The sequence below is a fragment of the Liquorilactobacillus sicerae genome, assembly GCF_029916425.1.
In the GTDB taxonomy this organism is placed as follows: domain Bacteria; phylum Bacillota; class Bacilli; order Lactobacillales; family Lactobacillaceae; genus Liquorilactobacillus; species Liquorilactobacillus sicerae.
Genome location: NZ_JAHAVQ010000002.1, coordinates 32,890 through 58,257, shown reverse-complemented (window position 1 = coordinate 58,257; position 25,368 = coordinate 32,890). Strand labels below are relative to the sequence as shown.

The 25,368-nt window shown below is 37.9% G+C and carries 18 protein-coding genes, 1 tRNA gene and 1 pseudogene; 12 read left to right on the top strand and 8 right to left on the bottom strand.

The window, feature by feature from the left end:
• Positions 1-109: 109 nt before the first annotated feature.
• The 8 genes from KH893_RS01465 to KH893_RS01430 form a co-directional block, all read right to left on the bottom strand.
• Positions 110-182, bottom strand: a tRNA-Ala gene (locus KH893_RS01465).
• Positions 183-328: 146 nt separating this feature from the next.
• Positions 329-2,173 (bottom strand): ABC transporter ATP-binding protein, encoded by a 1,845-nt coding sequence (locus KH893_RS01460; protein WP_281164397.1) that lies wholly within the window; start codon positions 2,171-2,173, stop codon positions 329-331.
• A complete protein-coding gene (locus tag KH893_RS01455; protein WP_281164396.1) occupies positions 2,174-3,904 on the bottom strand; it encodes an ABC transporter ATP-binding protein in 1,731 nt (576 codons plus the stop codon).
• Positions 3,905-3,926: 22 nt separating this feature from the next.
• On the bottom strand, positions 3,927-4,541 hold the full coding sequence (locus KH893_RS01450; RefSeq protein ID WP_281164395.1) for a TetR/AcrR family transcriptional regulator: 615 nt from the start codon (positions 4,539-4,541) through the stop codon (positions 3,927-3,929).
• Between the two features lie 284 nt (positions 4,542-4,825).
• A complete protein-coding gene (locus KH893_RS01445) occupies positions 4,826-5,269 on the bottom strand; it encodes an Hsp20/alpha crystallin family protein (protein ID WP_281164394.1) in 444 nt (147 codons plus the stop codon).
• Between the two features lie 141 nt (positions 5,270-5,410).
• A complete protein-coding gene (locus KH893_RS01440) occupies positions 5,411-6,130 on the bottom strand; it encodes a DUF554 domain-containing protein (protein WP_281164393.1) in 720 nt (239 codons plus the stop codon).
• 123 nt (positions 6,131-6,253) lie between these two features.
• On the bottom strand, positions 6,254-7,366 hold the full coding sequence (locus tag KH893_RS01435; RefSeq protein ID WP_281164392.1) for a glycosyltransferase: 1,113 nt from the start codon (positions 7,364-7,366) through the stop codon (positions 6,254-6,256).
• 51 nt (positions 7,367-7,417) lie between these two features.
• Positions 7,418-8,839, bottom strand: a complete 1,422-nt coding sequence (locus tag KH893_RS01430) for a sugar porter family MFS transporter (protein ID WP_281164391.1) — start codon at positions 8,837-8,839, stop codon at positions 7,418-7,420.
• Between the two features lie 314 nt (positions 8,840-9,153).
• Between KH893_RS01430 and KH893_RS01425 the strand changes: the two genes are divergently transcribed.
• From KH893_RS01425 to KH893_RS01370, 12 genes and pseudogenes are all read left to right on the top strand, one after another.
• Entirely contained in the window at positions 9,154-10,896 is a 1,743-nt protein-coding gene (locus tag KH893_RS01425) for an ABC transporter ATP-binding protein (RefSeq protein ID WP_281164390.1), read from the top strand.
• Positions 10,889-12,677, top strand: a pseudogene (locus tag KH893_RS01420) (ABC transporter ATP-binding protein). Before KH893_RS01425 ends, KH893_RS01420 begins: the two are co-directional and overlap by 8 nt.
• Before the next feature lie 357 nt (positions 12,678-13,034).
• Positions 13,035-14,678 carry a peptidase M20 gene (locus tag KH893_RS01415; RefSeq protein ID WP_281164389.1) on the top strand — a complete coding sequence of 548 codons (1,644 nt, stop codon included), beginning with the start codon at positions 13,035-13,037 and terminating at the stop codon, positions 14,676-14,678.
• A gap of 4 nt (positions 14,679-14,682) precedes the next feature.
• Positions 14,683-15,522 (top strand): dimethylarginine dimethylaminohydrolase family protein, encoded by an 840-nt coding sequence (locus tag KH893_RS01410; RefSeq protein WP_281164388.1) that lies wholly within the window; start codon positions 14,683-14,685, stop codon positions 15,520-15,522.
• Positions 15,523-15,537: 15 nt separating this feature from the next.
• Entirely contained in the window at positions 15,538-16,365 is an 828-nt protein-coding gene (locus tag KH893_RS01405) for a transporter substrate-binding domain-containing protein (protein ID WP_281164387.1), read from the top strand.
• Positions 16,366-16,389: 24 nt separating this feature from the next.
• Complete coding sequence (locus tag KH893_RS01400; RefSeq protein WP_281164386.1) at positions 16,390-17,076, top strand: amino acid ABC transporter permease; 687 nt, start codon at positions 16,390-16,392, stop codon at positions 17,074-17,076.
• Positions 17,077-17,091: 15 nt separating this feature from the next.
• A complete protein-coding gene (locus tag KH893_RS01395) occupies positions 17,092-17,832 on the top strand; it encodes an amino acid ABC transporter ATP-binding protein (RefSeq protein ID WP_281164385.1) in 741 nt (246 codons plus the stop codon).
• A 29-nt stretch (positions 17,833-17,861) separates the two neighbouring features.
• Positions 17,862-19,133, top strand: coding sequence for an aspartate aminotransferase family protein (locus KH893_RS01390; RefSeq protein WP_281164384.1), 1,272 nt, complete (start codon positions 17,862-17,864; stop codon positions 19,131-19,133).
• A gap of 19 nt (positions 19,134-19,152) precedes the next feature.
• The gene (gene hisC, locus KH893_RS01385; RefSeq protein WP_281164383.1) at positions 19,153-20,256 is read left to right on the top strand and encodes a histidinol-phosphate transaminase; all 1,104 of its coding nucleotides are present in this window, start codon (positions 19,153-19,155) and stop codon (positions 20,254-20,256) included.
• 126 nt (positions 20,257-20,382) lie between these two features.
• On the top strand, positions 20,383-21,291 hold the full coding sequence (locus tag KH893_RS01380) for a Gfo/Idh/MocA family protein (protein WP_281164382.1): 909 nt from the start codon (positions 20,383-20,385) through the stop codon (positions 21,289-21,291).
• 282 nt (positions 21,292-21,573) lie between these two features.
• A complete protein-coding gene (gene acnA, locus KH893_RS01375; RefSeq protein ID WP_281164381.1) occupies positions 21,574-24,186 on the top strand; it encodes an aconitate hydratase AcnA in 2,613 nt (870 codons plus the stop codon).
• 23 nt (positions 24,187-24,209) lie between these two features.
• Entirely contained in the window at positions 24,210-25,292 is a 1,083-nt protein-coding gene (locus KH893_RS01370) for a citrate/2-methylcitrate synthase (protein ID WP_281164380.1), read from the top strand.
• The last annotated feature ends 76 nt before the right edge of the window (positions 25,293-25,368 follow it).

Below are 25,368 nucleotides of genomic sequence, written 5' to 3'. Positions count from 1 at the left end.
AGAAGATATTTTGTGGTTTTCTTTTATTATTAATTCCTGAAAGCAATTATTAAAACAGCTTCAACACCACTATTTTAGACACCATTGTCGCCAGTTAAAATTCATTTTATGGATCATGCCGGACTTGAACCGGCGACCTCCTACATGCGAAGCAGGCGCTCTCCCAACTGAGCTAATAACCCAATACAGTGAAATTATAACTTAAAAAAAAGTAAATTTCAAATGGAAGATTCAAGAAAAAGCAGTCGACCGATAATACATAAACAGAAAATCCTTTCCCAGCTAAATTTTTTGGGAAAGGATTTTCTGCTTTTGATAAGATCTAAATTTAATTGATTGGAGCAGCAAACTGGCTATTGTACAAGTCAGCATAAAAGCCATTTTTCTTCATCAGTGAATCGTGAGTACCTGTTTCAATGATCGTGCCATGATTCATTACTAAAATTTCATCAGCATCCCGGACAGTTGACAAGCGATGAGCAACTACAAAACTTGTTCGTCCCTTTAAAAGCCGATCCATGGCTTGCTGGATCAAGATTTCAGTTCGGGTATCCACAGAACTGGTAGCCTCATCCAAAATCAAAATTTCCGGATCGGCCAAAAATGCACGAGCAATCGTCAGTAACTGTCGCTGTCCCTGTGAAATATTGGAAGCATCTTCGTTTAAAACGGTTTGGTAGCCGTCAGGCAGCTGACGAATGAAAGTATCAGCATGAGCAGCTTTGGCAGCTTGGTAGACGGCCTGTTCGCTGGCATTTTCTCGGCCGTACTTAATATTATCGAAAATTGTCCCAGTGAAAAGCCAAGTGTCTTGTAAAACCATGGCAAAATGTTTTCTAACTTCTTCGCGGGTCAGGTTACGGGTATCTTGGCCTTTAAGTTTTAATGAACCACCGTTAATATCGTAAAAACGTTCTAGCAGATTGATCATCGTTGTTTTGCCAGCACCGGTTGGGCCGACGATGGCCACTTTTTCGCCATTTTTAACATCCAAGTTCATATTTTTGATTAGAAGGTTGTCTGCAGAATAGCCAAAATCAACCTGATCAAATTTGATCTTGCTGTCGTTAGCTGGTTGGTCGGCAATCGCCACTTGCGTCTTTTTCATTTCTGGTTCATCAAGAATTTCGAAAATTCTTTCTCCAGAAGCTACGGCAGCTTGGATCGTATTTGCTAAGTTGGCCAGTTGAGTGATCGGTTGGGTAAATTGATTGACATACTGCAAGAATGCCTGGACATTTCCTAATGTAATCTGTCGGTGAGCAACTTTAATTCCACCGGCAATCGCTACTAAAACGTAGCCAAAGTTTTTAACAAAATTCATCATCGGCATGATCAAGCCAGAAATCATTTGAGCTTTCCAAGAAGCCTGGTAATAAATATCATTTTGTTCTTTGAACCGTTTAATACTTGGCTGTTCGCGGTTGAAGGTCTTAACAATCGAATGCCCAGAAAAACTTTCTTCAACTTGATCATTCAATAAGCCAAGACTTTTTTGCTGACGGGCAAAAAAACGCTGTGATTGTGGAGCAATAATCGAAACAACGACCAATCCAAGTGGAACCGTTATGCAGGCAATTAAAGTTAGCTGCCAGCTAATTGTCAGCATCATGATTAAAACACCAACAAAGGTTACGACACTAGTCACCATTTGCGCTAAGCTTTGTTGCAAAGTTCCGGCAATATTATCCATATCATTGACTGCCCGAGACATAATATCACCGTTAGAATGTGAATCGTAATAGTTAACTGGCAGTCGCTGAAGTTTAGCTTTTAAATCAGCCCGTAGGCGGTAAACAATCTTTTGTGAGACATTTGCCATGATGATTTGTTGGAAAAATGCTAACACAGCAGAAATTGCATACATAATTGCAACAGAAATTAAAATTTGGCCAATTTTGGTAAAATCAATTGGGAACTTGGTGAGATGTTGTCCAAGTTTAATTTCACGATAGCCTTTTAAAACTCCGTTAAAAATTTCAGTCGTTGCTTGGCCTAAAATCTTAGGTGTGATTATTTGAAAAATCGTTGAACCAATCGCAAAAACAAAAACCATTAGGAAAAGCCATTTCCAAGGCGCCATATATTTGCATAGACGCCAGGTGGTTTTCCAGAAGTTTTCTGATTTGTCAACTTGTCGACCAATATGAGCAGCAGGACCTCTTCCTGGCATTTATATCTCCCCCTCTCGTAACTGCGAATGCATAATTTCCTGATATGTTGAATTAGTAGCTTTTAAATGTTCATGGGTACCTTGGCCAACAACTTGACCGCCATCAAGAACTAAAATCTCATCGGCTTGTGTAACAGTTGCAATGCGCTGTGCTACGATAATGACGATTCCCTGACTGATTTGCGGATCAGCTTTAAGTGCTTGCCGCAACTTGGCATCAGTTTTAAAATCAAGCGCTGAAAAAGAATCATCAAAAACATAAACGGCAGCAGGTTTAATAACTGCTCGGGCGATTGCCAGCCGTTGACGTTGACCACCAGAAAAGTTTGCGCCGCCATGTTCAACTGGTGCATCAAGTCCACCAGGTAATTCACTCACAAAGTCTTGGGCTTGGGCAATTTCTAAAGCGTGCCACATTTGATCATCAGTTGCATCTGGTTTGCCATATTTTAGATTACTTCTGATGGTACCGTGAAATAGAAAGGAACGCTGTTGAACAAAAGAAATTTCGTGATGCAGGCTATTTTGGGTGATTTTAGCAATATTAGTACCGTCCAAAGTAATTTCGCCTTTTTCAATATCGTACAAACGTGGTAAAAGGTTGACCAACGTTGATTTTCCAGAACCGGTGCCACCAATAATAGCTAAAGTTTGGCCTGACTTTAAAGAAAAATTGATATTTTGAAGAGCCAGTTTTTCAGCGTGATCATATCGATAGTCCACGTGCTTAAAGACAAGTTCATGGGTCGGCTTGGTTTGCAGTTCAGCAGCATCATCCGAATCTCTGACCGAATCAGGTGTCCGCAAAACATCTTGAATCCGACTAGCGGCTGCCTGAGCTCGCGGAATGAAAACGAAAACCATTGATAACATCATAAAGCTAAAGAGGATCATTGCAGCATAGTTCATAAACGAAACCAGATTTCCAACTTCCATTGAGCGAGTTGAAATTAGCTTACCGCCGATCCAGATAATGCCAATATTAGTACCATTCAGAACTAAGGTCATGATTGGAAACATGATTGAAACTAAACTGAAAGCTTTGATGGCGGTGTCAGTGTATGATTTGTTAGCAACTTTAAAACGTTCTTGTTCAAATTGGTCGCGCCTGAAAGCTCGAATAACGCGGACACCAGTTAAACCTTCACGAAAGACTAAATTGATCCGATCAGTTTTTTGCTGCAAACTTTTAAAGAGGGGAACAGCAAAATACATTACGCAACCGACAGCAATCGCTAAAAGTGGTAAAGAAATCAAAAAAACAATTGTTAATTTTGGCTCACTTAAATAAGCCATGATTCCAGCACCAATTAACATGGTTGGTGACTGGATCATCATGCGCAATGCCATGATCGTGACGTTTTGGATTTGCAAGACATCATTAGTTGTTCGTGTGATCAAAGAGGAAGCACCAAATTGATCGATTTCATGACTGCCAAAGTTCAAGACTTTGGTAAATAATTCTTCCCGTAGTTTTGTGCCAAATTTTTGGGCTTGTGTCGAAGCAAAAAAGACATTGCCACCTGCAGCCAGTAAACTAAACAATGCAAAGACAAGCATTTTGCCGCCAATTCGCCAAATATAATCGATATCGCCAGTTATAACACCTTTGTTGATCATATCTGAAGTCAAGGTTGGTAAATTGAGATCACAAAATACCTGAATGATCATGAAAATCAGTGCACTTAAAACTGCCCAAGGGGATAATCTTTTACGTGCTAAATTGAACATAAACTCACTCCAGTCTCTCTAATTATTTTGCAACGCCATTTTCTAACCAACTTAGCATTGTTAGGCATTGCTTTTTAATTGTTTCGATCGGTTGAAAATTGCCTGCTTGTTGACAATAAAAGTAACGACCAACCGACCGAAAAAAAATATTTAAAATCATTTCGATCAAGCAGCGAAATTCATCAATTCCATTAACTTTTAAAAGCTGCAAGTTAGTATTTTCATAGAGCTGATCAGTTAGCTGCTGCTGACTGCCATGAGGTAACATTCGATGGAGTCGAAAATCATGAGCCTGAATCATGATTTGAAAATAAGCAGCATAAGGGCCGTTGATTATTTCATTAATACTAATTTGATAAAAATTTCTAGTTGCTAGCAGCAAATTTCCATCTGATTTTTTAAGAGCTTTTAAAAAAGTTTGATTGCGTTCAGTTTGAATTTGACTGACAAAGTAAAGATAGCAATCTAATTTGTCTTCAAAGTATTGATAAAAACTGCCGCGGGGAATTTTGGCTCTTCGAATAATTTCGCTGATGGCTGAATCAGCAAAGCTTTTTTGCGAAAATTCTGCCAGAACTGCTTCAAAGAGTCGCTGTTTTTTTTGCGGATCTAAATGATAAAAAGTTGTTGTAGGCATCTTAAACTCCTTTCTAAAATTTATATGACAATCTGTCATGTGACAATATGTCATTATAAGCTAAAAGAATTTTTTTAGCAAGTCAATAATTTAGAGCTTTTTTACTTGAATTGAAAAGGATGTTTTGCAGGTAAATGGTTTTGTCAAATTAAAAGGTGTAATTAAAATCCGGTTGAAAATAAAAAAGTTCTGGGAATAGTTAAATTTTAACTATCCCCCGAACTAAAATTACTCTACTTAAAGTTTAAACAAAGATCAACTAACTAAAATCAGCCAAAATCAAATTAATCGATTTCAATATGAGTTGAACTGTCTTCGACTTCCTCCAACTTCGGCAAATTCAAACTTAAGACACCATTGTCGTATTTAGCTGCAACTTTATCCCGATCAACATCTGGCAAATGATACTGACGAGCAAATTGCCCATAAGAACGTTCACTATAGACAACATTGCCATCCTTATTACTTTCATCACTAAAGCTGTCACGACTGCCAACAATTGATAGAGTATCATCATCATAGTTGACGTGGATATTTTTCTTATCAAATCCTGGCATATCAATTTTAACTTGATATGCCTCTTTGGTTTCTTTAATATCAGTTTTCATATCGGATTTTACTGGTAACTTGCTAAACATATTCTTGCCAAAGTCCTTAAAGAAATCATCGTTCATCCAGCTGCCTAAGTTTCCTAAAAATCCATTATAACGGTTTAAATCATTAGCCATCTAAAATCATCCTTTCTTTAATTCCTTGTTTCATCTTCTATAATAAACATTTCCTAAATAAATGCAATTATTTAGCACTCGGATTTTAAGATTGCTAGCAAGTTAAAAATATAAAACTTTTTGTAACGTAATTAGTAAGACTTAAGCCAAAACGACGTAAACTAAAACGACCACTAAAGCCGGTAACATATTAGCCACTTTGATCTTGCAATCAAGTAGTAAGTTTAAGCCAATGCAAAAAATCATCATTGAACCAACTAATGATAAACCATTAGTCATAGCGGTTGTTAAATAAGGCGAAATCAAAGTAGCTAAAAGAGTAATGCTGCCTTCAAAAATGAAAATCGGCAAAGCGCTAAAAGCTGCTCCGATTCCGAGTGCCGACGTATAAAGAGCAACGATTACTCCATCTAAAATGGATTTAGTAAACAGCATTGTCGGATCATGTAAAAGAGCATCTTGCAGGGGGCCAATTACGGTCATTGCGCCAACACAAGTTGTCAAAGTGGCTGCTACGAACCCTTCAATAAAACGAGCGTCATCTGAGCGACCAACGCGAATACGCAGCCAATTGCCTAGAGAGTTAAATTGTTTTTCGATCTTGAGTAATTCACCTAAAAAAGCTCCTAAGGCTAGTGAAACAGCAGCCATCATCAAGCCTTGCGTACTAATTGTTCCATGTTTGATGACGAGAATCTTGCTGAGCGCACCGGCAATGCCAATAAAAACAACTGCGGTTCCTAAAGCTTGCATTAAGGTTGTCTGCATCCTCTTGGTCAAAATTCGTTGGAAAAGATAGCCAACAGTACCGCCTAAAATCACTGATCCAGTATTTGCTAAGGTTCCAATTCCAGTAAACATCTGCTTCCCCCACTTAAATCTGATTTGATTTTATTTTAGCATTTATTTGGGAGAAAAAATTAATTAATTTAAGTTTAAAGAAAGTTTTTCTTAAAAAAATTAGCTAAGCAACTTATTAACAGCTCAGTAAGTGGTTGCTGTTGGATTACTGCCATTTTCTTTTTTTAGCTGTAAAGTTACCTTAGTTGGGGCAGCGGCAACAAATTGATAAATATTCTGCAACTGCTTAATGTAATGATTAATATCAAATTTCTTGATTGAAGCTTGAACCTTTTGACGCTGAAATTGGTTGCGTTGCCGATAAAGTGTTTGGCAAGCTTGGGCAAAGGCGGCCTGATCGTCCATTGGAGTTAAAATACCGTTGGACTGATCAATGATGTCGCGTGGGCCAGTAGGACAATCAGTGGAAATCACAGGCAAGCCACGAGAAAGTGCTTCAACGATTACCATTGGGAATCCTTCATATTTTGAACAGAGCAATAAACAGTCAGCTTGCTTAATGACTTGCCATGGATCTGGAACCCATCCATGCCAAATAATTTTTTTACTGATTTCCAGCTTGATTGCTAATCTTTTAGCAGCTGACAAATCAACACCTTGCCCAAAAATGTCAATTTGCCATGGGAGCTTTAGCAGTTTTAAAGCTTCTAAGAGCATTCGCAGATTTTTTTGACCATCTAACAAGATCCGACCAATAAAGACCGGTCGAAAAATTTGATCTTGTGGCGGTAGAATTAGTTCTGAATGTTGGACATTAACTGGATTGTAGATTAAAAAAATTTTTTCTGGATTAACACCTAAATGGATCAATTGTTGTTGAATACCGGAACTAATAGCCAAATGATAGTCTGAATAGACCAGATCTTGCTTAGCAAAATAATTGGTTTCTAAAATCGAAGTATGTCCCCACGAAATGATTTTATAATGTAAAGCAAACCTTTGTCGGATCTTAAAGGCTAGACGATTGGCTTTCCCTTCAAGACCTAAAACTATTCTCGGTTTAAAAACCCGAATGTTTTTGGTAATGAAGTCAACTTGTCCTGCAGGAGAAGTTTGCTGACAAATTTTAACTATATAACCCGTTGAACGCTGAACCCATTGCAACCAGTCAGGTTTGCCACTAGCCGGAACAAGAACCTGATAAGTATTTTTCAAATCATGATTGACTAATTCAGAAATTACTCGTTCAGTTCCGCCGTGCCCCTCTAAAAATTGTGTGATCAAAGTAATCTTCATTTTAAATTCCTCCTTAAAAATTTTTGACTTTAGAATTGAACAAATGAACGATCAAGCTTTCTTTTTTGCTTGTCTGCGTAATTCAAATTGAACTTTTTCCAATGATTTGCCATTAGTTTCTGGAACAACCCGGTCGCAAAAGATAAACGCCAAGATATTGGTTAAAACAAAAATCAGAAAAGTCTTTGCCAAACCAAGTGAACTCAACAAAACTGGGAAAACTAAACCAACTGAAAAATTACCGAGCCATAAGCAAAAGGTGGCGATCCCCATGCCAGCACCTCTGATTGGTTGGGGAAAGATTTCTGACATTACGACCCAAGTTGTAGGGGAAACTAAACTTTGGAAAAAGAACAAGAAGATCATTGAAAGGCCAATAATTAAAAAAGGGAAAATTTTTAAATTGCTGAGCTGAATTGAACACCAAGTAATCGCTGCTAATGAACAGGTTGTTATGCCAATGCCGTTTAATAGCATTTTGCGCCGCGACCAGCGTCCCATTAACTGCAGACCCATATCTGCAGCAATTACCGAAATGATACCATTACCAATATTGGCAATTAAAGCTGCGTGATGATCGAGCCCAGTTTTAAGCAAGATTGTCGTGCCATAATACATAATTATGTTGATCCCAATGATTTGCTGAACGATGCCTAACCCAATGCCAATTAACAGTGCTTTTCGCACAAGGGGCGATTTCAATAATTGCCAATCAAAATGTTGCTGCTTTTGCTGAGCAAGACTTTTTTGGATTGCACTGATTTCTGTTTTGATTTGTGCCTGATTGGCTCGCAAGGAACATAATATTTTGGTAGCCATTGGCAATTGCTGATTTTGAATGAGCCATCTGGGTGATTCTGGTATAAAGAACACACCAACTAGTAATAAAACTGCTGGAATCATGCCAAACGCAATCATCCATCGCCAAATACCACTTGTATTAACCAAAAGATTTCCCATGATTGCATTGACAATAAAAGCCAATAATTGACCGCTCGTGATCATCAAATCATTTTGGGTGACTAACTGTCCCCGGAGCTTCTCAGTTGCAATTTCAGAAAGGTAAGTTGGCACAATCCCTGATGCACCACCAACGGCCAAACCTAAAATGAAGCGAAAAACAATCAATTTAAGCGCATTTGAAGCAATTGAACAACAAAATGTCCCACCTAAGAAAATGAACGATAAATAAAAAAGCAGCTTTCTGCGTCCATAGCGATCGGCAAGCTGTCCGGCAATCAGCGCCCCAAGAGCCGCCCCAAGTGTTAAACTGCTAGTGGTTAGACCTTGCTGCAGTGGTGAAAGATTTAATTCAGATCGAGCTGCCATATAAGGCAAAGCACCGTTAATGACACCAGTATCGATTCCAAACAGCAAACCACCGAGCGTTGCGATGCAGGCGATGATCCGCATTTTGCGCTTTGCATGGGTTGCCGGGCTTTGCTTAGAAAAGCTTGAAAAGTTTCTTTTCAAATTTTAACCCTCCTCATTTAAAAATCTTTTTTTTAACTTTTTAGCTTACATAGTAAAAAAAGTAGTTTGCTTTTAACAAAAGCAATTATAAGCATAAGTTAGAATAAGATTTTTATAGCATAAATATCCTTTAATAATCTATTATAAGCAGGAAATTCAAGTATGTTAAATAAAACATACTTTTTTATTATTATTAGGTTTTCTTATAATTAAAAAGATTACTTTAAGCATTGAAAAATATGTGGAATGATATTTTTAATTTATTAGTGTATAATTTCAATTATATGTATTGACAATTAGGGAGATGAGAAGCATTGACAATTTTTAAAAAACTATCATGGTTTTTCAAGGAACAAAAGCAATCATATTTTAAGGGCATCTTTTTTTTATTAATGGTAGCTTTGGCCAATGTTATCCCGCCGAAAGTTGTTGGAATCATTATTGATTTGATCCAACATCATCAGTTGAAATCGACTACTTTGCTAGCTTGGCTGTTGTTACTGATCAGTGTGGCGGTTTTTCAATATCTTTGTCGTTTCTCGTGGCGCAAGTATATTTGGGGCAGTGCAGCTCTGCTTGAAAAAAAGTTGCGTGCGCAGTTGATGGAACATTATTTAAAAATGGATGAAAATTTTTATCAACAGCATCGGGTCGGCGATTTAATGGCACATGCAACCAATGATGTCAATGCGGTTCAAGAAGTAGCCGGTTTTGGAATCTTAACATTGGCTGATTCTTTAATTACTGGGGGGACAACTTTAGCTGCGATGATTTTTCTTGTGGACTGGCGGTTAACTTTGATCGCGATTTTGCCATTGCCATTGTTGACATTGTTATCAAGCAAATTAGGTGGTAAGATCCATCAAGCTTATGATGATTCACAGGCTGCTTTTTCCAGGATCAACAACAAAACGCAAGAAAGTATTCAAGGTATCCAAGTAATTCGTACACTCGGACAGGAAAAAGAAGATTTAGCTGATTTTAAAAAACAAGTTAATGGAGTAATTCGAACCAATCAAAAAGCTTATCGCTTGGATGCGCTTTTCGATCCGCTGACTAGTTTGATTATTGGCTTAGCTTATGTCATGACGATCATCATTGGTGGAATGATGGTTTTAAAACAAACAATTTCAATTGGGCAACTAGTGTCTTTTATTGCTTATATTGGCAACTTGATTTGGCCGATGTTTGCGATTGGCGGGTTGTTTAACGTAATTGAACTTGGCAGTGCCAGTTATGATCGAATTGAGAGGCTGCTGAGGGTCAAAAGTCAAATTACTGAATTGCAGGGAGCAATTGCAACTCCGCCGCAAGGAGAACTGCAATTTGCAATTAGTGAGTTTAGTTATCTGCGGATCAAACAACCAGCATTGATTGATATTGCCTTTAAGTTAAAAAATGGTCAAACTTTAGGAATAGTTGGTCCAACCGGTGCTGGAAAAAGCACATTATTGCAATTGCTGGTTCGTAGGTTTGATAATTATCATGGCAAAATCACTTATGGTGGTGTCGATATTCGCGACTATTCATTAGATAGCTATTTGCCAGCGATTGGGTATGTTCCCCAAATTAGTTTATTGTTTTCAATGTCAATTGCTGACAATATTCGTTTTGCTAAACCGACAGCTTCTCAAACTGAAATTGAAAGGGCTAGTTCGTTGGCTGGTTTACAAGCTGATATTTTATCGTTTCCAGCTGGTTTTCAAACGCAAGTTGGTGAACAGGGAATTACACTGTCAGGTGGGCAAAAGCAGCGCTTATCGATCGCTCGAGCAATCTTATTAAATCCTGAATTATTGATCTTGGATGATGCACTTTCGGCTGTTGATGCTAAAACTGAACAGCAAATTTTGCAAAATTTACAGTCAGTTCGGCAAAACAAAACAACGATCATTGCTGCTAGCCGTTTAAGCAGTGTTACTGCTGCGGACCAAATCATTGTTTTGGATCACGGAAGAATTGTCCAGCAAGGTCAGCATCAAGCATTGATCAGCCAAGTTGGCTGGTATCAAAAAACATTTCAAATGCAGCAAAAGAAGGTGCTAAGTCGTGACTGAAAAAGAAAAGTCAGTTTGGAGCAAATCGTTTACTTTGAAGGAGCAGTGGCTGATCATTAAAAGATTACTGCCATATGCTTTACAATTTAAATGTCAATTTGTGATTGCCATCCTAGCAGCTGCTGGTTTAAGCGTTTTGAATGTGCTACTGCCACGGCTGCTGCAATTTTATATGGACCATGTTTTAACTAATAAATCTACTGGTTTACAGATCTTATTAGCCTTTGCGGGCTTGTATTTTTTAGGAACCTTGTTGAAGGCATGTTTACAATTTATGCAATCATTTTCTTATTCAATGGGGGCGGAGCGTTCGCTAGAAAAGATCAGGGTTGATTTATTTGCTAAACTGCAGCAGATTGGAATGACATTTTTTGATCAGACACCTGCTGGGGCCATTATTTCACGAGTTACTAATGATACTAAAACACTGTATAATTTTTGGATGCTGTTTTTATCGTTATTGGTAGCCAGTTTTTCAATTATTTCAGCGGTGATTGCGATGTGGCTGACCGATAAGGCATTGACCAGTTGGGTTCTATTATTTTTGCCAATATTATGTTTAGTAATCATTTATTATCAAAAATTTAGTTCAAAAATATATCGGCAAATGCGTGAATTACTAAGCCGCTTGAATGCTAAACTCAATGAAGATCTGATTGGAATCAACATAATTCAGCAATTTCGGCAGCAAGCTCGAATTCAAAGAGATTTTGAAAAGACTAATCAGAAATATTTTCAAAGCCGCTTATCGATGATTAAAGTTGAATCTTTGTTGCTTTATCCAGTGGTAACATTAATGTTTCTATTAGCTGAAGGAATGACTCTAGCTCATTTTGGCTTTAAAAGTCAAGCTATTTTTGTTCAGGCTGGCTTGATCTATGCCTTTATTTCCTATTTACAAGCCTTTTTTAATCCGATGAGCGATGTAATGAATTATTTGACGTTTTTTCAAGACGGAATGGTTGCCGGCAGTCGAATTATTAAAATAATTGATGAACCGCTTAAAATTCCAACTCAAAATGAAAAGTCAACTTTCAAAATTACCAGTGGGAAAATTGAATTTAAGCATGTCTGGTTTGCCTATCAACCTGGCAAGCCAATCTTAAAAGATATTTCATTTGTTGCTTATCCTGGACAGACAATTGCTTTTGTGGGGTCATACTGGGAGTGGTAAAAGTTCAACAATTAATACTTTAATGCGGTTTTATGAATTTCAAAAAGGATCAATTGAAATCGATGGTCACGATATTCGAGAATATCGTCAACAGGAACTGCGAAAAAAATTGGGTTTAGTTTTGCAAGAACCATATCTATTTTATGGAGATATTGCTTCAAATATTCGCATGTTTGATCAAAAAATGACGGATTTGCAAATTAAGCAAGCCGCTGAATTTGTTCAAGCGGACAAATTTATTGCAGACCTTCCAGAAACTTATCATCAGCAAGTTTCCGAAAGAGGAATGACTTATTCAGCAGGGCAACGTCAACTGCTGGCATTTGCGCGAACAATTGTCAGGGATCCTAAAATATTAATTCTCGATGAAGCAACTGCCAATTTAGATACGCAAACTGAAAAACTGATCCAAAAAAGTCTAGCTAAAATGCGAAAAAATCGAACAACAATCATCGTGGCCCACCGTTTATCGACCATTGAAGATGCTGATTTGATTTTAGTCTTGGATCATGGTCAAATTGTTGAACGTGGAACTCATCAGCAATTACTAGAATTACACGGACAATACATTAAAATGTATCAACTGCAGCATCAGCAAAATAAATAATAATTTTTAAGAACTAAAGAGCTTCTAAAAGTTGTGATCAGCATAGGTTTGATCACAGCTTTTTTTGCTTTGCTTATCTTGGATTTCGTAGGCTAAAAAATTAAGAATTAATAATTTGGGACGAAGAAAAAGTTGTTTTTGAATAACTTGCAAACCATGTTAGAAGAAATATACATCCAGTAGGCTGACTTTTTCAAATAAGAAAGCGGTTTTTTATTTAAATACGAAATATTTAAGCAATAATCCATTTGAAAGAGCTAAAAAACAAGCTTTTGGGGTTATGTTATATAAATTGACATTAGCTTTTGCATAAACTATAATTCGACTAAATTTAAAGAAAGTCGAAGGGATCAATTCATGTATCAGCAATTACATTCTTTGCCACAAGCAAAGCAAATTGAATTATTGACACGGCATTTAGTTTCAATTGGTAGTGTTAACGGTACAACTGGTGAAATTGATTTAGCAGATGAATTGGTAAAGATTTTGCGAAGTTTTCCAGTCTTTCAGCAGCATCCAGCCTGGGTTTGGACACAATCCTTGCCACATGATCAGCTAGGCCGCAAAAATGTTTTTGCGTTGTTAAAAAAACCGGACTGCCGCCAGACGATTATTTACCATTCCCATTTTGATACTGTCGGAATTCAGGATTTTGGTGCCCTTGAAGCTTCAGCCTTTGATCCAACAGCTTTGCAGGCATATTTTGCAACTTATCAAGCGGATCATGAAGTACAAGCTGACGCTCAGTCAGGCGACTGGTTGTTTGGACGTGGTGCTTTGGATATGAAAAGTGGTGATGCAGTTAATTTAGTCAATTTGTTGTATTATAGCGAACATCCAGCTGAACTTGGCGGTAATCTTTTGTTCATGGGAAACTGTGTTGAGGAAAATGATCACAGTGGGGTGATTACTGGTTTGAGTGAGCTGCATCGTTTGCAAGTCGAGCAAAATTTGAAGTATGTGACTGCCATTAATACAGATTTTAACAGTCCGAAATATGCTGGGGATAAAAACAAATATGTTTATTACGGAGCGGCAGGCAAGATGCTAACTTGTTGTTATATCAAGGGAATTGAAACCCATGTTGGAAATACTTATTCAGGTATCGATTCAACCTTAATTGCTAGTCAAATCAATTTGTTGCTAAACAATAATCCTCAATTCGTTGAGCAGATTCCTAATGAGGAAGTTTTACCATCCTCATGTTTACAGCTAAGGGATCAAAAAGATTTTTATAATGTTCAAACTGCGAAAGTAACTGAAATGTATTTCAATACCTTTACTTACCAACGTCCGGCTGCTGATACTTTGGAATTATTCAGGGATGCAATTGAGGAAGCTTGTCGACAACTACTAAAAAAGCTGACAGTGCGGCAACAAAAGTTTTTTTCTACATTAGGCATGCCGGCAGTTGCGGAACATAAGCAGCTTTTTGTTTACACCTTTGCGGAGTATTTGGCTTACTTAAAAACAAAAGGACTGAATACGGCGGCTTTAGTTGCAGAGTTTTCTCAGCAAGCGGATCAATTTGATCGCCGCCAAGTCGGGTTTAAATTGATTGACTTTTTAGATCAGCATCTCAATGATAATCAAGCAAAAGTTGTGTTATTTATTGAACCGCCATTTTGTCCGCACAACAGTGTTAAAAAAACAACTGTGGTTTATCAACAATTAGTCAAGGTTTTAAAACGGTCGCAAAATCAGACTGAAATTGAACTTAAGGAATTTTTCCCTTATTTATCCGACAGCAGTTATTTAGCAATTGATGAAACCAGCAAAGAGTTGAGCCGATTGCAAGCAAACTTTCCGCTGGCTGAACAAATTTATCCGCTGCCCTTTGATCAGATGCGTGAGCTAGCAATTCCAGCTGTAGATATTGGTGTCTATGGAAAAGGTGCCCATACTTGGAAAGAAAGAGTTTATAAACCATATTCATTTAACGCCTTACCGTGCTTGATTCGCGAATTTTCTCAGCAGATTTGGCAAGCAACTAAGGAGTGATCAAATGTTTGTTAAAGATGGAACTAGTAAATTAAACCGTGTCTTGACCTGTCCACCGACCTTTTTGCAAATGGCCGCACCGATTAACGAAATTTCAAAAAAATATGCCGATCGACCATTAAATCAGTCAAAACTGTTGATTGAGTATCAGCAATTGCTGGATGCATATGTGGAAGCAGGGGTTGAAGTTGAAGAGTTGACTGCTGATTCGTCAATGACAAATTCGGTTTTTGCCCGTGATTTTGGCGGTTGTGTTAAAGAAGGCTATATTTTAGGACGCTTTAAAGAAAGTTTGCGTTTTTCTGAACGCCAAGCGTATGAAAAAAAGATGGCTGAACTGGGAATTCCTAAAATTGTTGAAGTTAAAAATGGCTTTTTTGAAGGAGGTGATTTTGCTTTTTTAAATGAAAAAACAGTTGCTTTGGGAATGATTGCTCGGACAGACCAAGAAGGCTTTTCTGAGGTCCGAGCTGGATTAGCCAAGTATGGTTATCAAGTTTATCCGGTACCGGCAGATTCTCGCTACTTACATTTAGATATGTGTTTCAATTTAGTTGCAGATCATTTAGCGGTCGCATATCGCCAAGGTTTACCAGCTGATTTCTTACATTTGCTTAATCGAATGGAGATTGAAATTATCCCAGTGAAAGAAGCAGCTATTTTTAAACATGGTTGTAATTTAGAAAGTCTTGGAGAAAAACGAGTTTTGTCATTAGCACAAAACAAAACTGTCAATCGTCAATTGGAGGCTCATGGGATCGATGTCATTGAATTGGATATTACAGAAACACTTAAAGCAGGTGGGGGGCCACACTGCATGACTTATCCACTGAGCCGCGGATAACGGGAGGATCAAGCTATGAAAAAGGGATGGAAAAAAGCTTTAGCAATTGTGGGAACTAGTTTAATTGCCAGTTTAGTTTTAGCTGGTTGTTCAAGCAGCAGCAAAGATAATAGTGTCAAAAAAATTCAGAATAAAAAAACAATTACTGTTGGAACTTCAGCAGATTATGCACCATTTGAATTTCCAATTGTTAAAAATGGGCAAAAGAAGATCGTTGGTTACGACATGCTGATTGCCAAAGAAATTGCTGATAATTTAGGCGTCAAATTAAAAATTGAAAATACAGAATTTCCCTCACTGATTTCGGAATTAAAAAATAATAAAGTTGATCTGATTTTAGCTGGTATGGTTTCAACTAAGCAGCGGCGCAAAGTAGTGGCTTTTTCGCGATCATATTACACCGTAAAAAATGTTTTGTTGGTTCAAAAAAAGGATGCTAATACTTACAATACAGTTGCTTCATTAAAAGGCAAACAGATCGGTGCCCAGCAAACAACGACGCAAGAGTCAATTGCTAAACAACAGATCAAAGGTGCAAATGTTGTTACTGAAGCAGTTTTGACCAGTTTAACAACTGAACTTTCGCAAGGAAAATTAGCTGGTGTCGTCGTTGAAAATGAAATTGCTGATAATTATTTAAGACAGTTTCCTAATAAATATGCAATTGCTAAAGTTAAATTAACAACTCCTAAGGATCAACGCTCGGTTAATATAGCAGTCAGAAAGTCTGATAAAGCTTTACTTAAGAGAATTAATAAAGTCTTAATAAAATTGCAAAATAGTGGAAAAATGGATAAAATGTTAAAACAAGCACAAGTTTTGCAAGATAAGTATGGCAAATAAGTTTGATTTTTAAGGAGGAAGTTCATGTTTGGTTTCATGAAGCAGTATTATCCAGTATTTCTTGAAGGAACAGCCCAAACGATTCTAATTTCGATCATTGGCATTCTGATTGGTATTCTGCTAGGGTTATTATTTGTTATGATGCGGCTTTCAAAGTTAAAGGTTCTTGAGTATCTTGCACGTGTTTATATTGCAATCGTTCGCGGGACACCTTCGATGATTCAAGTTATGTTGATTTATTATACTTTATCAAAAGCAATTTCTGTGCCTCAAATTCAGTTTTTAGGTTCAGGACTGGATCGAGTGATTCCCGGATCAATTGCCTTGGGGATTAACTCTGGTGCTTATACAGCTGAAATTTTTCGTTCAGGGATCATTTCGATTTCACGTGGTCAGACTGAAGCAGGTTTATCATTAGGATTAAGCGAAAAAACGACGATGTTTTCGATTGTTTTGCCGCAAGCGGTGCGCAATATTTTGCCAGCTTTGGGCAATGAATTTATTTCACTGATCAAAGAGTCATCGGTTTTATTTTATATTGGTGTGCAAGAAGTTACTGCCCAAGCGTTAGGTATTGGTGGGACGCTATATAATTTTGTACCACCGCTGATTGTTGCTGCTGCAATTTATTTTGTGCTGACATTCCTGTTGTCGCAGTTAATGCAGATCATTGAGAAAAAAATGGGCCGCAAATATGTCCAAAGCAATTAAGGGGTGTTTAATAAGATGACAGTTGGGCCAAATATTATCGAAGTCAAAAATTTAAAGAAAGCATACGGACAAAATGTTGTTTTAAAAGACATCTCGTTCACCGTTAAAAAGAGCGAAAAAGTCGTTTTGATTGGGCCTTCTGGCGGCGGAAAAAGTACATTGTTGCGTTGCTTGAATCGATTGGAAGACTTTTCAGGACAAGTAATCTTTGAAAACCAGGATCTTAGCACTGCTAGTAAAGAAAAATTACGTTCCTTGCGACAAAAAATGGGAATGGTTTTTCAGCAGTTCAATCTTTTCCCACATAAGACAGTCTTGGAAAATATTACTTTTGCACCAATCAAATTAAAGATTGCATCACCGCAGGCTGCAAAAGAGAAGGCGCTTGGTTTGTTGGAACAAGTTGGTTTGAAAGACAAAGCCAATGCTTATCCGCAATCACTTTCTGGTGGACAGCAACAACGGGTAGCAATTGCTCGCGCACTGGCGATGGATCCAGAAGTGATGTTGTTTGATGAACCGACTTCAGCGTTAGATCCAGAAATGGTTGGCGATGTTTTGCAGGTTATGGAAAAACTGGCTGCGGAAGGGATGACCATGATTATTGTTACGCATGAAATGGGCTTTGCTCAAGAAGTGGCTGACAAAGTCTTATTTATGGATCAGGGTCAAATTGCTGATAGCGGCAGTCCAGCATATATTTTTAAGGAAACAGATAATCCGCGAACTAAAGAGTTCATTTCGAAGGTTATGTAAGATCAAAGTTGATTTAGGAGACGGTGAGAATGAAAACTTTGTATGAAAGATCTTTGGCAGTTCTGCCACCGGTGGCTGCTCGCGCAACTAAACTGGGTGTTACTAAGGGTCGAGGAACTTATTTGCTGGGTGAAGATGGTCAACAATACTTGGATTTTGCTGCAGGAGTTGGGGTTGTCAACTGCGGGCATAATCATCCTAAAATTGTGGCTGCGATTGAAGAACAATTGCAGCAGTTGATTCATGGTGGGCATAATGTAGTTTATTATCCTTCTTACATTCAATTGGCAGAAAAGCTGACTAAGCGTGTGGGCAAGGGTTATAAGGTCTATTTTTCCAACAGTGGTGCTGAAGCTAATGAAGGAGCCGTCAAACTGGCCTTGAGTGTGACTAAGCGTAATGGAATTATTGCTTTTTCTCGTTCATTTCATGGCCGGACTTTGTTGACAACAGCTTTGACAGCTTCGAATGCTGGTTATCGGCAGAATTACGAAGGTGTTTTACCGCCAGTTTATCATGTTGATTTTCCAGACATTGATAATTCTGAACTGAATGAACAGCAGGAAGTTCAACGTTGCTTGGACCAGTTGAAACAATTATTTACTAATCTTTTAACTCCACAACAGACGGCTTGCATTATTGTTGAACCGGTTCAGGGTGAAGGCGGCTATTTACCAGCTCCTAAATCTTTTTTAGCCGAGTTACGTCGAATTTGCGATCAATACGGGATAATGCTGATTTTTGACGAAATTCAATCTGGTTATGGGCGAACCGGCTACTTGTTTGCTAAAGACTATTATGACATTGAACCGGATATTTTGACCGCTGCCAAGGGAATTGCTAATGGTTTACCTTTGAGTGCTGTGCTAGGCAAGATTGAATACATGGATCAATGGCTGCCAGGAGCTCATGGTGGCACATTTGGCGGGAATCCACTTGCTTGTGCTGCGGGAGTGGCAGTCTTAGATTTAATAAACGAAGAATTCTTAATGACCGTTCGCCAAAAAGGTGAACTATTTAAGCAAGGCTTGCGCCAGTTGCAGCAAAAATATCCAATGATCAGCAGTGTTCGGGGATTGGGTCTAATGATTGGGGCGGAGTTCCGGTCAGTTGACGAAAAGCGACCGTTAACTGAATTGGTTGCTAAGATTAGACAAGAAGCCTTAAAACGTAAATTGATTTTATTAAATTGCGGTGTTGAGCATAATGTGATTCGATTTATTCCGCCACTAACTGTTGAAAAGAATCAATTGCAACAAGCTCTTAAGATCCTTGATGAAAGTATTGCTGCTAGTCTTTAAGTCTAAAGGGTGAAGATATTTGATTAAAAATTTTGATTTTAGAAGGTATGCTATTGATTGTCAACCGTATTTGCCTGGTGAAAGCGAGGCAACAGTTTTAAAACGTTATGGATTGGACTTTGTCGTCAAGTTAGGTTCTAATGAAAATCCTTACGGACCTTATCAACATGCGCGTCAAGCGATTGTTGCGAGTACTAAGTATTTAAATCGCTATCCGGAAGATGAATATCGGGCTTTGACAGCACAATTAGCTAAGGCAAATCAGGTAAAGGCCGAAAATGTTGCTTTAGGCAGTGGAGCAGGCAACGTGATTGAAACAGTTGCTCGTTTATTATTAGATGAAGGTGATGAGGTTTTAATTGGTGAGCCAACCTATCGTTTATATCGCGAAGTATCACGTTTAATGGGTGCAAAAGTTATTCCGGTCAAGGCACAAGCTGATTTATCCTTTAATTTAGCTGATTTTAAGAGCAAAATTACATCGCAAACTAAGCTGATCTGGCTTTGCAATCCGAATAATCCGACAGGTTTGATCAATCAGCCAGCCGAAGTTGAAGAGTTAATCGATCAAGTAGCAGATGATGTCTGGGTAGTTGTTGATGAGGCTTATGCAGATTTTATTGAAGATGGTATGCGGCCAGATTTAGTTTCAAAAATAATGCACAAAAAGGTTATTATTATTCGAACCTTTTCAAAATTTTTTGGATTAGCGGGAGCACGCGTGGGTTATCTGGTAGCTGATTCTTCAGTCGTCAAAATGTATAATACAATCACAGAGCCTTTTTGTGTTAATCGAACCGGATTATTTGCAGCTTTAGCAACTTTGACGAAAGATCAACCAGAAGCTCAAAAAGTAAAAAAACTAATTTTGGCGCAACGCTCCGGTTTACTTCACCAGTTAAAGCAGCTAGGTTTTAGATCCTTAACTTCACAGGCTAATTTTATTTTAACCAAGATTCCTCAGAAGTTTGGGACATCGGAACAATTGGCGACCCGTTTAATGGAAAAAGGTGTCATTATTCGACCAGCGAGCGGCTGGAATTTACCGACAGATGTTCGGATTACGATCGGCAAGCCAGAAGAAAATCAATATCTAGTCAAAAGAATCCATGAATGTCTTTAATGAAATTCAGCAGCTAAAGCAAATCTGAATGGTTTCAGCTGCTGAGTTTTTATGGACAATTTTCTCAAAGTGTTTTAAATTGTTCTCAGATAGTTTGTTTGTAAAATTGCTAAGGGAGACGAATAGATGAAATTTGGAGTAGTTGGAATTGAAAAACGGGCTTTGAAGGAATATTTGCCATTATACTTTTCAATGCGCGACTCAGGTGATTTTTATTTTGCAGTTCAGGATGAAAAAATTGAACAAACATTGATGCAAAAATATCGTTTAAGTCATTTATACCATAATTTACAACAATTACTGGATTTAGGAATTGATGCTTGTTTTATTCATGGTTCAACACCGGCTCATTTTGAATTAGCTAGAAAATGTTTGGAAAATGGCGTTCATGTTTTTATTGATCGGCCGGTGGGTGAATCTTTGACTGAGTTGCGTCAGTTACAAAACTTGGCGTTAAATCATCGCCAAATTTTAATGTTGGGTTTTAATCGCCGATTTGCTCCTTTAGTAGACGATCTTAAGCAAGTCGAGCATAAAAGGTTATTGATGATAACTAAAAATTATAGTGACTTAAAGCTGACAACAGCTACTGCGATTGATGAAGTTTTTATTCATTTGATTGATACGGCAATTTATCTAATTGATGAACCCATTAAACAGGTCAATAGTCAAATCAAGGAACAAAATGGGATACTGGATACTGCTGTTATGCAGTTGGAAACTGAGCATTCAACTGCTTGGTTAGCGCTAGATGTTCATTCAAATGCTGATGATGAGCAAATCCAGTTAACTAGTGAGCGTGGACATTATATTTTAAATGATTTACAGGAATTAGAAATTCAAAATCAATTGATCAAACAGGTTAGCACTTCCAAAAAATGGTCAGAACCAGTTGAAATTTGTGGGTTTTATCAAATGGTAAAATCATTTATTCAAGCTGTGGAATCAAAAACTTCAACCAAGCTTAAACAGAAAAACATTTGCTTGAGTCACCGATTGTGTGCGCAAATGCTAAAGTCCGATCAACAAAAATAAATTTATTTTACCGATATTGCTAAAGCTTTCAAGCCAGATCAAAGATCAAAAACTTGAAAGGTAAAAAAGCAATATTTTTTTGTTTACAAATTTGTATCCGCTTACTTAATTATAAAAATAGAAATATTTACAGTTTTTATTTGAAAAGAATAGTTTTTAGTAAGACTTAACATTAGGTGTAATTTGCAGTCGATTAGAAGTATGTTAGAATGATTAGAAATTAGACCATGTTAGAAAATTTAAAAATTCATGACATGGTGATGAATGGAGATGTTTTAGCAAATGACTACAAATCCAGATTATCAGCGACAATTAACAATCGGACAAAAAGAATATTCATATTTTGATATTGCTGGCTTTTTGGCTGATCAGGATCAGAATGTAGCTAGTCTGCCATACTCGATTAGAATTTTATTAGAGCTAACTTTACGTCACAGTCAGGATCGGACTGATTTAAAGAAATTTTTACCGGCATTCATTGATTGGGATCAACAACATGATCATGATGTGCCTTATAAGCCTGAACGAGTAGTTTTACAAGATTTCACAGGAGTTCCTGCTTTAGTCGATTTAGCAGCAATGCGCGAAGCTGTTAAACAGCAAGGGGGAGATCCGGCGACAATTAATCCTGATGTACCGGTTCATTTAATTATTGATCATTCAGTTCAAGTTGACATGGCTGGAACACCAACAGCATTTGAATATAATATTGAACAAGAATTTAAACGTAATCGAGAAAGGTATACTTTTTTAAAGTGGGCCCAAGCTAGTTTTTCAAATTTGACCGTTATTCCGCCTGATACCGGAATTATTCACCAAGTAAATCTAGAATATTTATCGTCAGTTGTTCGTTTCAGCCACGCTCCAGTACCAGTCTTGTTTCCTGATACTTTGGTTGGAACCGATTCGCATACAACAATGATCAATGCCTTGGGTGTTTTAGGCTGGGGTGTTGGTGGAATTGAAGCTGAAGCCAGCATGTTGGGACAAGAATCATATTTTCCAATGCCACGAGTAGTTGGAGTTCGGTTAACCGGTGAATTGCCAGCAACGGCAACGGCAACTGATTTGGCTTTGACCTTGACTCATTTGTTGCGTCAGCACAATGTTGTTGGTAAATTTGTTGAGTTTTATGGTCCAGGTTTGCAGAACTTGCCTTTAGCAAATCGGGCAACTATTTCTAATATGGCACCGGAATATGGTGCAACGTGCGGCTTTTTCCCGATTGATGAGCAAACGTTAGCCTATTTGAAGTTAACTGATCGCTCAGCTGACCAGATTCAGCTGATCAAAACGTATGCTCAGGCTAATCACTTGTTTTATCAGCAAGCAGAAGATGATCAGCGACATTACTCTGAAAACGTTGAATTAGATCTGGGAACCGTTAAAAGTAGTGTTGCTGGACCAAAACGTCCGCAAGACTTAGTGACTTTAGCTCAATTGCCAAAGTATTTTGCTGGTTATGACCTGCCGGATTGTCAAGTAGAGGTTAATGGACAAAAATTTGCTTTGCAGCCTGGTGCTTTAGGAATTGCAGCAATTACTAGTTGTACCAATACATCAAATCCAGAAATTTTAATAACAGCAGCTTTGATTGCGAAAAAAGCTATTCAAAAGGGGCTCAAGATTCCAGCGTATGTTAAGACCTCTTTTGCTCCGGGCTCGCGCGTTGTAGCTGATTATCTCAAAGCTTCACGTCTTCAACCTTACTTGGATCAGTTAGGCTTTAATATTGTCGGCTATGGTTGTACGACTTGCATCGGCAATTCAGGTAAATTAAATCCCGGTGTTCAAGAAGTCATTGCACAAACTAACTATCCTTTAGCTGCGATCGAAAGTGGTAATCGTAATTTTGAAGGGCGCGTTAACCCTTTGATCAAAGATACTTATTTAGCTTCTCCACCCTTGGTAGTTGCTTATGCTTTAGCTGGGACCTTAGATATTGATTTGACTAAAGAAAAACTTGGTCAAGATCAGGCTGGCAAACCAGTTTATCTAAAGGATCTTTGGCCAGCGGTTGAAGAGGTTACTAAAACAATTCATGATTATGTTAAGCCTGAATTATTTTCAGCTAATTATCAAAATATTTTTGAACAAAATGCAACTTGGAATGCTTTACCAGTCACAAAATCTGTGACTTATCATTGGAATCAAAGTTCAACTTATTTAGCTTTACCGCCGTTATTTGAGCAACAAGCAAAGCAGCTAACTGGTTTAAGAGTGTTAGCTAAGTTGGGTGATTCAATTACCACGGATCATATTTCACCAGCTGGTTTTATTGGTCAGGATACTCCAGCTGGTCAATATTTATTGAGTTGTGGTGTAAAACCTGAAGATTTTAATTCTTATGGTTCACGACGCGGGAACCATCAAGTAATGATTCGAGGAACCCTAGCTAATATTCGGTTGCAAAATCAACTTACGCCGCAAAAACATGGCGGTTTTACTAAATCTTGGCTGACTGGCCAAGAAACGACCATTTATGCTGCAGCAATGAATTACAAAAAACAGAAGGTTGGAACGGTTATTTTAGCTGGTAAAGATTATGGAATGGGTTCATCTCGTGATTGGGCAGCGAAGGGTGTTCAAATGCTAGGCGTCAAGGCGGTAATTGCTGAAAGTTTTGAACGAATCCATCGCTCAAATCTAGTTATGATGGGTGTGCTGCCATTGCAGTATTTGCCAGGTCAAAACGCTGCCAGTTTGGAATTGGACGGCAGTGAAACGTTTACCATCGAATTAGCTGGACAAACTGCTCATATTAAAGCTCAGAATCAAAAGCATCAAGTTGAATTTGATGTACAGGTTCGGTTTGATGCACCGATCGACAATCAGTACTATCAGTCACAAGGAATTTTGCCATATGTCTTAACCAAGAAAATGGCGGAGAATTAATTTATTTCTGAGGAGGGAACTTAATGGATTGTCAAAAAGGTTTAGACGGAGTTGTTGTTGACCAAACAAAAATCAGTTCGACGGCTAATGCACACCTGACTTATGTGGGTTATCCGATTGAGGAAATTGCTAATGCGTCATTTGAGGAAGTTGTTTTTCTCTTATGGTACAAGCAACTGCCTAATCAGCAGGAACTAAAAAAATTTCGGCAACAATTAGTTGATAAAATGGTTTTACCAGCAGAAACGATCAGATTACTATTATATATAGCTAAAGAACCGCAGCATCCAATGAGTATTCTGCGGACAACAACTTCACTGTTGGGAACAACAAACGATGTTGAACATGATGAGCCACCTAAGATCCTTTCAAAAATGTTAACGGCAATTGCAGCAATTATTCGGATTCGAGATAATGAACCGCTGATCGATGCTGATCCTCAATTGAGTGTTGTGGAAAATTTTCTTTATATGATGACTGGCAAACGGCCATCGACTGAACTTGCGCGAATGTTCTCGACGGTGATGATTTTGCATGCCGATCATGAATTTAACGCATCGACTTTTACAGCACGAGTGGTGGCTTCGACCTTATCGGATTATTATTCTTGTTTGACGGCGGCAGTCTGTGCTTTGAAAGGTCCACTGCATGGTGGTGCTAATGAAAGAGTTTTTGAAATGCTGCAGGAAATCAAAAATCAACAGTTAAAGCCGGTTGAATATATTAATAATCAAGTGGCTCAAAAACGTAAAATTATGGGATTTGGTCATCGAATTTATAAAAATGGTGATCCCCGTGCTTTTATTTTGAAAAAAATTGCCAAAAAACTGGCAGAAGAAACTGATAATCAAGATTATTATCGAATTCAGCAGCAATTAGCAGCTTATATGTTAGAAAACTATGAACTGCATCCAAATGTTGATTACTATACTGCTTTGATTTATCACTGTATTGGTCTAAAAAAAGAAACCTATACAACGATTTTTGCTGCTTGCCGGACGGTTGGCTGGTTGGCACATATTATGGAACAGCGTCAAGAAAATATTTTAATCCGTCCGTCTTCTGAATATGTTGGGCCAAAAAACCGTCATTATCAGAAAAAATAAATTGAAATTAAAGACTAACATGTGGTGTTCAAAAAACAAGTATCTTTAGTAAAAGATGTGTAACTTGTAAACATAT